Source organism: Ruegeria sp. O6 (assembly GCF_056535045.1).
In genome coordinates, this window is record NZ_JBQERM010000006.1 from 205,342 (window position 1) to 218,520 (window position 13,179).

The window sequence follows — 13,179 nt, forward strand, 5'->3', positions numbered from 1 at the left end:
AGATATGTAATATCCCGCACGCCCAGTTCAGCCTCAGCCGGGGACAGCGGTTCCGGCGTTGTCGCCGGTCCCGTCTCGTCGCGCCTTGGCGGATGCCAGAGTGTCGCGCAGTTCCGCCTCCATCTTCTGCAGCTCGGCCTCGGCCGCGGCACGTTTGGCTTTTCCTTCATCCGCAATGGCCAGGCTTTCGTTGATGGTGCCGATCAGGTCTGCGTTGGCCTTTTTGACAGCTTCGATATCGAACACGCCGCGTTCCATTTCCTCGCGGATCATCTTGTTCGACTGGCGCAGATTGGCAGCATTCGAAGTCAAAAGCTCGTTGGTCAAATCGTTGGCGTCGCGCACCGCGGCAGCAGCTTCGGCGCTGCGCTGAATGGTGACGGCCTGTGCCAGTTGCGTTTCCCATAGCGGCACGGTGTTCACCAGCGTCGAGTTGATCTTTGTGACCAGCGACTTGTCGTTCTCCTGCACCAGCCGGATCGACGGAAGCGACTGCATCGTGACCTGACGGGTCAGTTTCAGATCGTGCACGCGGCGCTCCAGATCGTCACGCGCGGCGCGCATGTCACGCAGTTCCTGTGCTTTCATCACCTGTTCTTCTTCTGGCGCGGCCTGAACGGCGGCTTCCCTTTCGGGGATGTCATGGCTGTCCAACTCGGTCAGCTTTTCTTCACCCGCCGCGATATACAGCGCCAGTTCATCGTAGAAACCCAGAGTTTTCTCGTACAGCAGGTCCAGCGATTTGATGTCCTTGAGCAGTGTATGTTCATGTCCCAGAAGATCGTCAGTAATGCGGTCGATCTGCCCCTGAACTTCTTCGAACTGAGCGGTGAATTTCGCAAATGGTGCGGCTCTGCCCAGCAGCCTTTCCCACCAGCTACGCTCGCGGCGCACGTCCAGCTCACTGACCGAAAATCCGCGGATCGTGGTCACGATATTGCGCAGGCTGTCACCTGCCGGGCCAACATCCTTGTTGCGCACATCCGCAAGCATGGCCTGACTGATTTCCTGCAATTCGGCCTGAGCGGAAGACCCGAAAGCAACAATCGAGTTGGTGTTGCCCATGTCGATCTCGTCCATGCGCTTGCGGATCTCGGCACTCACGGGTTCATCGGCTTCTTCAAGCGAGATAACCTCGGCCTTTGGTTCGGGCAGGGCAACTGCGGTGACTTCCTGCACCAGTGTTTCGGCCTGAGCCGCCTTGTTCTTGATCTCATCGGACATGGGGATGTTCCTCGCTCAAATAATGGCCGGTCAGTCCAACCGGACGCCTTCGCGCTGCAGTCTTTCGCGCAGCACGTCGATTTCGACCGTCAGATCACTGCGGTCATCCAATAGCATTTTCCGCGTACGCGCGGCAAAATTCTGTTCCAGATCATCCAGCAAGGCGACATAGTCTGTCATCGCCTGGGCATCACGGGTCCGGGCGTAAACATCGGCAAACTTGACCGTCGCATCACGCGCGCCCTGTAGATAAACCGTCATGTATTTTCGCGCGCCCGCCAGATCGCGGGGGTCTTCCTCGACCGTTCGAAAAAGGTCACGTGCGGTGTCCTGAAACCGTTCCAAACGGGCTTCGATCCGGCGATCACCCGCGCGTTTGATGGCGTCCGTCATCTCGGAAAGACGGTTTTCCGCATCCTCAACGACCCGGGCAACGCGGTCTTGCTGAAAGGTGTCAATTCCTTCCATGCCCTTGTCCTTCATCGGGTCAAACCCGAAGGAGGCCGAATGCAGCACCGTTGCTGCAGCGCCGAACAAGACAGGGGCAAGCAGGCTGACTTGCGACGCCGTTTCCGCATTCAGAAACTCGGTCCGGTAGGACGCAAGAGCGGCGCCCAGACCTGTCAGAAGGCTGGCAAAGATTTTACGGGGAAACGCAGGCCGGCGGGCAGCCTTACGGGCGTTAAACGCGGCTTCGGCCCGCAGACCTTCGCGCAGCAAGAACGCAGCTGCCGTCAGCAGGCCAGCTGCGATCAGACCTATGGTCATGCCAATCGCGCCATCGTTCAGCGACAGAAACACCAATGGGATGGCCGGTATGAACAGGACATTGGCACGCGCGCCCGCAGGTTCGACCCGCGCGCCATCGAATTGCCCACGGGGCTGAAGAGTGTCGCCGGACTTATCATCCTGAGGGCTGTATTTGCCGCCAAATCGCTTTGCCATGCGTTACAAGCCTCCAAGCACGCCTGTGCACACGCCAAACAAAAGCACCAGCAATACGGCGTAGGCGAATTTTTGCACTCCGCTTCCGGACATCACGCTCCCCAAATAGCAGCAATCACAGAAAATTTAGGGGATACGCAGGCTTGGCGCTAGGGGGAAGGTTGCCGAACCTGCATCACTTGCGGGGATTCTTGCCGATGGGCGGGCGTTTTCTTTGTGGTCGCGTCGGGCGTTTGTGGGCCGCTTCGGGTTTGGCATCCGAATCCAGCCCAAGTTGATCGCGCATAACGCGGCGGCGGATTTCTTCGACTTCGCCCGGCTTCAGATTGCCCAATTGGAACGGGCCGTAAGAAACCCGCAACAAACGGTTCACATTAAAACCGATATCTTCCATGGCCCGACGGATTTCTCGGTTCTTTCCTTCGCGCAGACCGATGGTCAGCCAGGCATTGGCCCCTTGCTGGCGATCCAGCGTGACGGTCATCGGCTGGAACCGCTCTCCCTCAATCACCAGACCTTTGCGCAGAGGTTCGAAATTTTCGTCTTTCGGGCGGCCGTTTACCCGCACACGGTATTTGCGCAACCAGCCGGTCGCGGGCAGTTCGAGCTTGCGCTTGATAGCACCATCATTAGTCAGCAGCAGCAGACCTTCGGAATTCAGGTCAAGCCGACCAACGCTCATCACCCGAGGCATGTCTTCGGGCAGCTTGTCGAAAATCGTATCGCGCCCTTTTTCGTCGCGGGTTGTCGTAACCAGCCCAGCAGGCTTGTGATACAGCCACAAACGCGAGGGTTCCGGTTCCGAGACCGGTTTGCCGTCGACCACGATCTTGTCTTTCGCCGTCACGTTCAGGGCGGGGCTGTCGATGGTCTTGCCATTCACGGCCACGCGGCCAGCTTCGATCATGCGCTCGGCCTCGCGCCGCGACGCGACGCCAGCACGGGCCAGGACTTTGGCGATCCGGTCGCCAGGAGGAGGGGTCTTGTTCATGTCTGGGCCATACCCTATCCCGCGCGCTTGCGAAAGGCAGGTTTCTGATGCAGTCAGGGGCATGGTGTTCAAATCGCATATGGAACAGGCGCTGTGTGAGGCGCGCGCAGCAGCGGATCGCGGCGAAGTGCCCGTTGGTGCGGTCATAGTCGGGCCGGACGGCTCTGTTGTGGCGGTGGCAGGAAACCGGACTCGTGAGTTGAACGATCCTACGGCGCATGCAGAAATCCTGGCTTTGCGCGCGGCCTGTGCCTATGCCGGATCTGAAAGACTGCCCGGATTTGATATCTATGTGACACTGGAACCCTGCGCCATGTGTGCAGCGGCACTGGCGGCCGCGCGCATCCGGCGCGTTTACTATGGGGCGTCCGATCCCAAATCCGGCGGCGTGGCCCATGGCGCGCGGGTTTTTTCCCACCCGCAAGCGCATCACAAGCCCGAGGTCTATGACGGCATAGCCGCCAAAGAATGTGAAATCCTGATGCTGGATTTTTTCGCGGAAAAACGAATAGAAAAATGACCGTGATCTGACAGGACGGCCACTGTCAGTTCCAGTCCAGGCGATACACTGTCTGCTGCCCGCCGAACCCTTTCAGTGCGACCGATTTTGGCGAGCTAAATCTCAGACCGCCCTCCGGGCTGACCAGCAATCTGGTCACGTCGGTGACATGAATTTCATTCGGGCCACTTACGTCTGTCACGCGCGCGGCCTTATTGACGACGGACCCGAAGAAATCCTCATCTTTCTGTATGACGTCGCCGGTATGAATTCCAATCCGCAGACCCAGAGGTGTTTCGGAATTTGCCAATGCGTTCTTTCTTTGCAGCTCGATTGCTGCCTGAATCGCATCCTGGACCGTCGGGAAGATCGACATCGTGCCATCCCCAAGGGATTTGACCAGCCGTCCCTGATGGACTTGGATAAGGTGTTCAGCCAGATCAAAATGACCGGAAATAAGCTGGGCCCATTTTTTGTCACCCAAGTGCCGGATGATATCTGACGACCCGACAATGTCAGTGAACATGACCGAAGCGGTTCCCTCGGTCTGATCCTGTGTGAACTCCTGTTTTGCGGCTTCGATCAGTGCATTCAACACCGAATGCTCGATGCCGATCTTTTCCATGTTCGAGGTCGGGTTAGACACATGCAGCTGCACCATTTTCCAGACGCCGTCTTCCAGATGCAGAACAAATGTAAAGCGGTGCCAGGCTGAATTGCCGTTCGAATGAAAGGTCAGCGTCGCTTCGCAAAATGCCCAGCCTACATCCCCACATTCAAACGCTTCCAGCGAATGTTCCTGCCAGTCATAGTCCGGGATTTCGTTGGTGTGATCGGCGAAGCCACGCCGAAACACCTGCCCGGACCATGCCTCTTCATCCGCCGAGCCCTGATACCGCAGGTGTTCCGAGGATGACAGCATATTGACCAGCACAGCCCGATCCTTGTCATGAACGGCTTGATTCCATCGCCGTACAACTGCGATCAGTTCCGGTGAAGGGACAATGTCGCTGGTCATATCATCCCTACAGCTTTATCGCCTGCATAACCTGCGGTTCGATGACGTCTACACCCGGCAAAGCACCTGCCAGCGCCTGAGCGGATTGCTCAAGAATCGGGAAGGTCTTGTAGTGGCAGGGAATTACCGTCTTGAAGTTGAAGTATCTTTTGGCGGCGTAGGCGGCAGCTTTCATATCCATGGTGAAATGCCCGCCCGCTGACAGGATGCCGACATCGGGTTTGTAGTAATCCCCCATCCAGTCCATGTCGGCCATGATGTCGGTATCACCTGAAACATAAAGCATGCGCCCCTCGGCACTGATCATGAAGCCGACCTCGCTGCCGCCTGTGCGCAGGCCGTCCGGTGTCGAAAAGGTCGAGCTGTGAGAGGCCGGGACCATTGTTACCTTGACCCCGTTCAGGTTGACCGTGCCGCCCTTGTTGAAACCAATGGTCTCGATGCTTTCGGCTTCGGCCCAGTACCCCATCAGGTCATATTGTCCCACAACCGGAATCTTCAGGTGTTTGGCCAAAGGCAGAACGTCGACGACATGGTCAAAATGCGTATGGGTCAGAAGGATGTGGGTGGCGCCATCAACGGCGGCGTCATGCTGTTCCTCGGGCAAGACCGGGTTGCCGGTCAGCCAGGGGTCGATTAGCAGCACCTGTCCCTGGGTTTCGATACGGAAACTTCCATGGCCCAACCAGATAATGTTCATAATTATTTCCTCCCAATCATTCTGTTGGCGGCAGCCTAACATCGGATAAGTAAATTTCCATGGATTGGTTTCGTGAAATAGACGGGTACTGCGAGCGGCTGTCTCCAGCCTACTGGGCCGAGCCCGTTAACGCGGTCACAAACGCTGCTTTTCTGATTTGCGCATGGGTCATGTGGCGGCGGGTGCGCAATCAGAACATGCCGCTGGCCAAGGTTTTGGTGGCGCTTCTGGCGATCATCGGGTTTGGCAGTTACCTGTTCCACACGCATGCGCAGGTATGGGCGGCTTTGGCGGATGTCGCGCCCATACTGTTGTTCATATTGGTCTATATTTTTGCGGTGAATAAAGACATCTGGAGGATGCCTTTGGGGGTGGCGCTCGGGGGAATGCTTCTTTTTCTTCCCTATGCGACGGCTGCTGTCCCACTGTTCCAACAGGTTCCGGGGCTTGGAGGGTCGGCGGTTTATGCGCCGGTCCCTTTGCTGATCCTGATCTATGCTGTTCTTTTGCGCGGCCGTGATCCGATTCTGGCCAAAGGACTGATAATCGGGGCGTTGATCCTGATCCTGTCGATAACCTTCCGTGCCCTCGATATGCGTCTCTGTGGTCAATGGCCCGTGGGGACACACTTCATGTGGCATATCCTGAATGCCATCATGTTGGGCTGGATGATCGAAGTATATTGTGCGGCTCTCATCAGGGGTCATGTCACCCAAACTCATGGGTCATGAGCATACGGCACGGAGGCCTGTCGAGACCATCCTTCAGACTTGGGCTGGCTGTCAGTGAAGCTGCGCAGAGCTTTCTCAGTCCTTGAAGGCTGCGGCCAGATGATCGGGCAGGTTGAATTCGCTCAAGACCCGTGCGCGGCCCTCAGGCGACATCTTGCGGGCAGTCTTTTCAACAATGCTCTGGATTTTCTCGGCTGAGTGTTTCGCCGCAAAGGGCTGGAAATACCATTTCAGAAACACAAAGCAGATCACATCTTCCAGCGCCTGCACCTCTGCATCGCGTTTGATGCCTTGCTTGCGCAACATGCGACCCGCGGCTTCGGCCTGCTCAGCGTCATAGCCTTCTTGGGTCATCAAACTCATCACCACGTCCGCGTGATGCACACCTTGCGCCTTGCGCCAGGCCAGATAACCCGCCCGACCTTCTGGGAATTCATTGCGGGCAAGTTTCCACCGCTCGACATGTTGACCACGCGCTGCAATCTGCAAGGCGTCGGACGCGCCCGGAAACAGGCGGTCAAGCTCTGCGCTCATGCGCTCGCCGTAAAGCCGCGCTTCGGGGCGGCCATCATCGCGATTGGGGTCATTTGCGTTCGCCGCATCGATGGCATCCAGGACCGCTTGTTTTTGCGTGTTCATCAGCTGCTCCACTTGCTTGTCAGAACCGCAAGTGCCTTATGCAGTTCCCTTTTGGTATTTGCAGCAATGCTAACGACTCGCTTTGGGCTGTGCACCCTCGAATATGCGCTTTGGCCGGGTCGGAGAGGGGAAATCCGACCCAGCCGGAACCTGCGCATCACTTTGCAGGTTTAACCTTGTCCTGAGTGACCGGTTCCGTCACGGGCGAGGGGAAGGTCAAAGTGCGTGTCAGGTTGCTTGTGTCGATACCCAGGGCCATGGCCGGTGCGGCCAAAAAGGTGGCGGACAAGACTGCGGCAATCATCAGGGGTTTCATGTTTTTCTCCGGTTTGCGTTGTGTCGCACAACTAGAAATGAACAGTACAGTTCAGTTTTCAAGGTCAATATTGAACTAATTAGTTTACTTTTTTGCATACCACTCATTCAGTTTTGAATGGCGGGTGTCATGCGGCGGAACTTAAACTCGGGACGGCCCATGGCGCAGCGGTCTTGCGACTGCCGCGACAGACAGGTAAACGCCCCATAACGTAGATGAGGGAAGCCGATGTCGATTGACCAAAGCACCGCCGCCAAAGTGGCCAAACTGGCCCGGATCAAGGTCGAGGATGACGCGCTGCCGGCGCTGGCATCCGAGTTCAACACCATCCTCGGATTCATCGAACAGCTGAACGAAGTGGATGTCGAAGGTGTCGAGCCGATGGTCTCGGTCACGCCGATGCGGCTGAAACGCCGTAAGGACGAGGTGACCGACGGCAACCAGCAGGGCAAGGTGCTGGCCAACGCCCCTGACGCCCGCGAAGGGTTCTTCGCAGTTCCCAAAGTGGTGGAGTAAGACATGAGCGAGCTGAACAAACTGGGTCTGGCCGAGGCGCGCGATGCGCTGCGCTCAGGTGACGTCACTTCTGTCGAGCTGACCGACGCCTGCCTGAAAGCCATTGACGAGGCAGATGCGCTGAACGCCTTTGTCCACAAGACACCCGAACTTGCAATGGAGCGCGCCAAGGCTGCGGATGAGCGGATCCAGCGTGGCGACGCACCGTCGATGTGTGGCCTGCCGATCGGCATCAAGGATCTGTTTTGCACCAAGGGTGTGCCGTCGCAGGCGGCGTCGAAAATCCTGGAAGGGTTCAAGCCGGAATACGAATCCACCGTTTCTCAGCAACTGGCCGACGCAGGCGCGGTGATGCTGGGAAAACTGAACATGGACGAATTCGCCATGGGATCGTCCAATGAAACATCGACCTATGGCAATGCGGTCAGCCCGTGGCGCCGTGGCAACGATGATGCGCAACTGACACCGGGCGGCTCGTCTGGCGGGTCTGCGTCTGCCGTGGCTGCTGATTTGTGCCTGGCTGCGACAGGTACCGACACCGGAGGCTCGATCCGCCAGCCTGCGGCCTTCGTTGGCATCACGGGCATCAAACCCACCTATGGTCGTTGCTCGCGGTGGGGTATCGTCGCCTTTGCGTCCTCGCTGGATCAGGCAGGACCAATGACCAAGAACGTGCGTGATGCAGCGATCATGCTGGAAACCATGTGCGGGCATGACCCCAAGGATTCGACCAGTGCCGAACTGGCGGTCCCAAATTTCGAGGACATGCTGACCGGTGACATCAAGGGCAAGAAGATCGGTATCCCGAAAGAGTACCGTATGGAGGGTATGCCCGCCGAGATCGAAAAACTCTGGGCCGATGGCGCAGCGATGCTGAAAGCCGCGGGGGCCGAGATTGTCGATATCTCGCTTCCGCACACCAAATACGCGCTGCCCGCCTATTACGTGATTGCCCCGGCCGAGGCATCTTCGAACCTCGCCCGCTATGACGGTGTTCGCTATGGTCGCCGTGCACAGCTCGCGCAGGGCGATGGCATCACCGAGATGTACGAAAAGACCCGCGCCGAAGGTTTTGGCCCCGAGGTGCAGCGCCGCGTGATGGTCGGCACATATGTGCTGTCCGCAGGTTTCTATGACGCCTATTACAATCGCGCGCGCCGGGTCCGGACCCTGATCAAGAAAGACTTCGAAGACGTGTTCGCCGCAGGCATCGATGCCATTCTGACACCGGCAACCCCTTCGGCGGCTTTCGGTCTGGGGGAAATGACCGAGGCGGACCCTGTTCAAATGTATTTGAACGACGTCTTTACGGTTACCGTGAACCTCGCTGGCTTGCCCGGTATCTCGGTCCCCGCAGGGCTGGATGCACAAGGTCTTCCCTTGGGGTTGCAGCTGATCGGGCGCCCGTGGGAAGAAGGTGACTTGCTCAACACCGCTTATGCGCTGGAAACCGCAGCCGGTTTTGTGGCCAAGCCCGGCAAATGGTGGTAAGCCTTCGGGCAAGTGAATTACTGAAGACGGAGCCAAACAATGCGTGTTTTGCTTTTGGTCCCGGCCCTGACACTGGCTGCGGCCTGCACCAATGTCGCGCCGTTGACCAGCACGGGTTTCAACACGCCTGAATATCAGGCGCAGCGCGAGGCTCAATTGGCGGGCCAGGGCGGGGCGGTCAATCCGCTGCTGGCTCCGGTCGATGTTTCCCAGCAACCACTGGGCACACCGGGATCATCGACCTTTGCAACAGGTGAGAATGCGGACATCGCCAACCAGACCGCCGCAGCGTTGGCCAGCACGTCCGGGCAATCCTCGGTCTCCGCGTCGCCGTCTTCCGGCTCCAACAGCAGCGCAATCTCTGACGAGCAGGACTTCGCAGCCGTGTCCGAGAGGCGCAGCATCCAATCCGATGCCGCCCGGATTGAGCAAAACCGCCAGACCTACAAAGTCGTCGCTCCAACCGCCGTGCCTGAGCGCACGGCGAGCGGCCAACCGAATATCGTACAATATGCGCTGAGCACCTCCAATCCGGTGGGCACACAACTCTACAGCCGTTCCGGTTTCAACCTGCAAGCCAAGTCACAGCGGAACTGCGCGCAATTCCCGTCACCGGATCAGGCTCAGATCGAATTCCTGTCCAACGGCGGTCCGCAACGTGACCGCAAGGGTCTGGACCCGGATGGCGACGGCTATGCCTGTGGCTGGGACCCCAGCCCGTTCCGCAGTGCCGTTAACAACTGACGCCTTAACGCCGATCTGGCATCCGTCTCCGAATTTCGGCAAGCGCCGGGGCGGGATGGTGCCATCCTTGATCGTGATCCACTATACGGCCATGGACGGTGCGCAGGCGGCTCTGGATCGCCTATGCGACCCGGCTTCCGAAGTTTCGGCTCATTACCTGATCGGGGGTGATGGCACCCTGTGGCAAATGGTGCGTGAAGAAGATCGCGCCTGGCATGCCGGCGCAGGGGAATGGGACGGCAAGGACGACATCAACTCGCGCTCGGTCGGGATTGAACTGGATAACACCGGCAAACATCCGTTCTCGCAGCCGCAAATGGCGGTGCTGGAACAGTTGTTGCCCCTGATCATGACCCGCTGGTCCATTGCGTCGTCCGGGGTCATTGGGCATTCCGATATGGCGCCCGGCCGTAAATGCGATCCTGGGCCGCGCTTCGACTGGAACAGGCTCGAAAAGCAAGCGCTGGCCAAACCGCGCGGCACAGGAGTTGATCCGATGTCACCCGATGCAGAAGCATTTCGCGCCTCTGCTCGGATGGCAGGTTTCACCGCCCCCGTGGACGATGCAAAACTGCTGGCCGCTGTCCGATTGCGATTTCGCCCCTGGGCGAAAGGTCCGCTGGACATGGCGGATATGAATGCGGTCACCCCGTCGGACACAACAACCTGATCCGCTCTTCATCTGGCCAAAAATATCCCGGGGTTGAATTGGCCGCAGGCCAAGAAGGGGCTGGCCCCTTCTCGGACCTGTCAGCTCTTGACGCCGCAGACCGCAAAGCCTACCCAGCCCAGGCGCGGAGGGCCGGATGGCCGCTGGGGCGTATGCCCGAGAGGAAAGTCCGGACTCCACAAGACAACGGTGCCGGGTAACGCCCGGGCGGGGCAACCCGACGGAAAGCGCCACAGAAATCAGACCGCCCAGGGCCTCGGCCCCGGGTAAGGGTGAAACGGTGGGGTAAGAGCCCACCGCGCCGCTGGCAACAGTGGCGGCACGGCAAGCCCCACCGGGAGCAATGCCAAATAGGGTCCCCGCGCGGGCCGGTCGGCGCAAGCCGATACCGCCGCTAAGCGCGTCTTGGCCGAGAGGGACCGGGTTGGCAGCTTGAGCCGTGCAGCAATGCACGGCCTAGAGGAATGGTCATCGAAGGGGGCAACCCCGGAACAAGATCCGGCTTACAGGCCCTCCGCGCGTATCTACTTATCCTCCGGGCGGCGTGTAGGTCCCCGCCAATCTTGCGGCTTTCTCAGTGACCGAAACGAACTCGTCCGCAGTCCAGGCTCGAACCGTTTCTATGTTCGTGACCGCACCCGATGCCGCGACCGCCATGCCGACCGCCACAGCATCTGTTCCGTCTGGCGCTTCGCTGATCACGACCACGTCATTGCTGCCGGTTGTCATGTAGAAGGACAGCAGTCGACCGCCGACTTTCTCCAGCAATGCTTTCACTGGGCCGGTTCGGTTCTCGGGCTTTTGCAACATGCCTTTGACACCAGCTTGCGAGTAAGTTGCGTAGGTAATGAAAACAGGCATTGGTACCTCCTTTTTAACGAGAAATCACAGGGCCTTTCAGTCAGCCGCCCCGGGGGCCGTCTTGCGTCAGATGCCGGAGATCAGCGGTGCCGCGATGTGCCAAAGACCTGCGCCGATAAGCGCCACACCTGACACCGGCACCAGCCACCGGGCTGTCGGCAGAAGCTTTTCCAGCGCAACATAGGCGGCAATGCCAACGATCCAGTAGAGGTTCATGATTCCACCGACGAAAAGCAGCAACATCAGAGCCCAGCAACAGCCCAGGCAATACGTGCCGTGCAGGGCTCCGGTTCTGAGTGCGCCGAAGGGTCCGGGCCGGTTGTGACCGGCCAGAAACCTTGCAGGGCTCTGGCAGTGACGAAGGCACGCATTCTTCAAACTTGAAAACTGATAGAATCCGGCAGCCAGCAGAACACATCCCGCGAAGGGGCCAGAGCGGATTGTCATCATCGGCCCGCTCGACAGCCCGATATGTTCCAACCCCCACTGCAATGCCGTTGCAGTCAGGCTGAACGCAGCCCAGGTCACCAGATAGCCCAACAGGAAACACAGGCTGAACGTTGCGGCGCGGTCTTTCTCAGGGCCCATGCGCTTTGTCGCTGCAAACAAAAGCACGGCTGGCGCGGCACTTGGGGTCATCATGGCAATCATCATGATCCACCACATCAGGAAGATGAGCAGAGTGTAACCGAGGCTCCAGGCGGTTGCGGAACCCATCTGCATGGGCTCCCCAACCGGGCCTGCCATGCGGGTCATTTCGACCGCAGACATTTTCATCCCGACGCCGGCAACTGTGTACCAGGTGGCAGCAAGAATGATCAGAAGGACGCTGCCCAACACGATTGCATTGTCCTGCCTCAACAGCCGCTCAATCGCCCCGGCAGGGGCTGTCGCACTCTGTCTGGTCATGAGAGGGTCTCCGGCTACGCGCCCAGAACACCGTGACCCGAGAGGTTCAGATGTGCGAGATGGGCGTGCGTGGCATCAAAGGTAAGGCTGATTTCGCCGCCCGTTGTTTTGGCCGACCCCGAGGCAGCCTCGGCGTGGCGGTACTCAAAGCCGTTCGGCAACTGGATCGATGCCCTGTGCGCGGCGCCCGATACGATATGTGGAATCGGGCTGACCTCGACGTCGAAGACCCCCGGAACATTGGCGTAGCCGCTACGATCATCGCGGTTCCAGTTCAATTCGATTGGGACAAAAAGCGTATCATATTTCGTCGGGGCCATCGCACTGTAAACGTACCACATGGTCGCCATTTCATCGGTGTCTTCGCCGGTCATGATGGCCTGCAATGCTGCGCGCTGTTCGGCTGTAGCACTTTCGTCAATGATCAGTTGCATCTGACCATTGCCTTCGTGGATCGGTCCCGGCCAGTGATAAACACCTGCTGCCCGCAAACCGGCCAGATCAGTATCGCCATAATGCCCGCTTTCGATGTCGAAAACGACAACAGCCTCGCAATTTCCGTGTGATGGAAGAACGCTGAATTGGCAGGGACAGCCGAAATTGCAATTACAATTGGCCAGTTCTTCGCCCTGAATAACCCATTCTGTCATGATAGCCCCCCAAGAAAAGCTGCGTAAAACAACACTGCTCCGCGCGGGCATTACCTGTTCACACTGCCTTGGTCGTCGAGCCTGAAGTTGGCCTCTTGGACGTATCAGTTGCGGCAAACCTATCACGATATCGTGATATGTACAAACTTACTCACTGTCTTTTGGTCCTCATCGGCTTGGAAATTCAGTCCGGAATCCCGTGGGGGTTGAACGTGGTATTCGCCTTTGCAATCCTTTGATAGAACTGGGGCATATTTTGAAAAACCGGGAGGATT

16 protein-coding genes and 1 other RNA gene are annotated in these 13,179 nt (G+C 58.4%); 7 read left to right on the forward strand and 10 right to left on the reverse strand.

All coding sequences use genetic code 11. The features are described 5' to 3' along the window. Positions 1-33: 33 nt before the first annotated feature. The 3 genes from ACR0DY_RS10585 to ACR0DY_RS10595 all read right to left on the reverse strand — a co-directional run bounded on the left by ACR0DY_RS10585 (position 34) and on the right by ACR0DY_RS10595 (position 3,160). Positions 34-1,224, reverse strand: coding sequence for a toxic anion resistance protein (locus ACR0DY_RS10585; RefSeq protein ID WP_267365964.1), 1,191 nt, complete (start codon positions 1,222-1,224; stop codon positions 34-36). A 30-nt stretch (positions 1,225-1,254) separates the two neighbouring features. Further along, positions 1,255-2,169, reverse strand: a complete 915-nt coding sequence (locus tag ACR0DY_RS10590) for a 5-bromo-4-chloroindolyl phosphate hydrolysis family protein (RefSeq protein WP_480545780.1) — start codon at positions 2,167-2,169, stop codon at positions 1,255-1,257. 175 nt (positions 2,170-2,344) lie between these two features. Continuing rightward, a complete protein-coding gene (locus ACR0DY_RS10595) occupies positions 2,345-3,160 on the reverse strand; it encodes a pseudouridine synthase (protein WP_480545779.1) in 816 nt (271 codons plus the stop codon). A 61-nt stretch (positions 3,161-3,221) separates the two neighbouring features. Between ACR0DY_RS10595 and ACR0DY_RS10600 the strand changes: the two genes are divergently transcribed. Beyond that, positions 3,222-3,680, forward strand: a complete 459-nt coding sequence (locus ACR0DY_RS10600) for a nucleoside deaminase (RefSeq protein ID WP_480545778.1) — start codon at positions 3,222-3,224, stop codon at positions 3,678-3,680. 25 nt (positions 3,681-3,705) lie between these two features. Here ACR0DY_RS10600 and ACR0DY_RS10605 read toward each other — a convergent pair whose 3' ends face one another. Together ACR0DY_RS10605 and ACR0DY_RS10610 are read right to left on the reverse strand one after the other, a co-directional pair. Then, entirely contained in the window at positions 3,706-4,677 is a 972-nt protein-coding gene (locus ACR0DY_RS10605; protein WP_480545777.1) for an adenylate/guanylate cyclase domain-containing protein, read from the reverse strand. A 7-nt stretch (positions 4,678-4,684) separates the two neighbouring features. Continuing rightward, positions 4,685-5,377 (reverse strand): metal-dependent hydrolase, encoded by a 693-nt coding sequence (locus tag ACR0DY_RS10610; protein ID WP_480482020.1) that lies wholly within the window; start codon positions 5,375-5,377, stop codon positions 4,685-4,687. A gap of 59 nt (positions 5,378-5,436) precedes the next feature. Between ACR0DY_RS10610 and ACR0DY_RS10615 the strand changes: the two genes are divergently transcribed. After that, a complete protein-coding gene (locus ACR0DY_RS10615) occupies positions 5,437-6,108 on the forward strand; it encodes a ceramidase domain-containing protein (protein WP_480898227.1) in 672 nt (223 codons plus the stop codon). A gap of 75 nt (positions 6,109-6,183) precedes the next feature. Here the strand turns inward: ACR0DY_RS10615 and ACR0DY_RS10620 are convergent, their stop codons facing one another. Both ACR0DY_RS10620 and ACR0DY_RS10625 read right to left on the reverse strand, forming a co-directional pair. Next, the gene (locus ACR0DY_RS10620; RefSeq protein WP_480898229.1) at positions 6,184-6,747 is read right to left on the reverse strand and encodes a DUF4202 domain-containing protein; all 564 of its coding nucleotides are present in this window, start codon (positions 6,745-6,747) and stop codon (positions 6,184-6,186) included. A gap of 157 nt (positions 6,748-6,904) precedes the next feature. Next, the gene (locus ACR0DY_RS10625; RefSeq protein WP_209504628.1) at positions 6,905-7,063 is read right to left on the reverse strand and encodes a hypothetical protein; all 159 of its coding nucleotides are present in this window, start codon (positions 7,061-7,063) and stop codon (positions 6,905-6,907) included. A 228-nt stretch (positions 7,064-7,291) separates the two neighbouring features. Between ACR0DY_RS10625 and gatC the strand changes: the two genes are divergently transcribed. The 5 genes from gatC to rnpB all read left to right on the forward strand — a co-directional run bounded on the left by gatC (position 7,292) and on the right by rnpB (position 11,006). After that, positions 7,292-7,579, forward strand: a complete 288-nt coding sequence (gene gatC / locus ACR0DY_RS10630; protein WP_267365979.1) for an Asp-tRNA(Asn)/Glu-tRNA(Gln) amidotransferase subunit GatC — start codon at positions 7,292-7,294, stop codon at positions 7,577-7,579. A 3-nt stretch (positions 7,580-7,582) separates the two neighbouring features. Next, positions 7,583-9,070 carry an Asp-tRNA(Asn)/Glu-tRNA(Gln) amidotransferase subunit GatA gene (gene gatA, locus ACR0DY_RS10635; protein ID WP_480486398.1) on the forward strand — a complete coding sequence of 496 codons (1,488 nt, stop codon included), beginning with the start codon at positions 7,583-7,585 and terminating at the stop codon, positions 9,068-9,070. A gap of 39 nt (positions 9,071-9,109) precedes the next feature. Next, on the forward strand, positions 9,110-9,814 hold the full coding sequence (locus ACR0DY_RS10640) for a hypothetical protein (protein WP_480486396.1): 705 nt from the start codon (positions 9,110-9,112) through the stop codon (positions 9,812-9,814). Positions 9,815-9,869: 55 nt separating this feature from the next. Next, positions 9,870-10,484 (forward strand): N-acetylmuramoyl-L-alanine amidase, encoded by a 615-nt coding sequence (locus tag ACR0DY_RS10645; RefSeq protein WP_480482346.1) that lies wholly within the window; start codon positions 9,870-9,872, stop codon positions 10,482-10,484. A gap of 124 nt (positions 10,485-10,608) precedes the next feature. Continuing rightward, positions 10,609-11,006, forward strand: an RNA gene (rnpB, locus tag ACR0DY_RS10650) — RNase P RNA component class A. A gap of 6 nt (positions 11,007-11,012) precedes the next feature. Here the strand turns inward: rnpB and ACR0DY_RS10655 are convergent. The 3 genes from ACR0DY_RS10655 to ACR0DY_RS10665 form a co-directional block, all read right to left on the reverse strand. After that, the gene (locus ACR0DY_RS10655; protein WP_209504623.1) at positions 11,013-11,345 is read right to left on the reverse strand and encodes a GYD domain-containing protein; all 333 of its coding nucleotides are present in this window, start codon (positions 11,343-11,345) and stop codon (positions 11,013-11,015) included. A 66-nt stretch (positions 11,346-11,411) separates the two neighbouring features. Next, a complete protein-coding gene (locus tag ACR0DY_RS10660; RefSeq protein WP_480486394.1) occupies positions 11,412-12,254 on the reverse strand; it encodes a DUF2182 domain-containing protein in 843 nt (280 codons plus the stop codon). A 14-nt stretch (positions 12,255-12,268) separates the two neighbouring features. Next, complete coding sequence (locus tag ACR0DY_RS10665) at positions 12,269-12,904, reverse strand: DUF1326 domain-containing protein (RefSeq protein ID WP_480482006.1); 636 nt, start codon at positions 12,902-12,904, stop codon at positions 12,269-12,271. Positions 12,905-13,179: the final 275 nt, after the last annotated feature.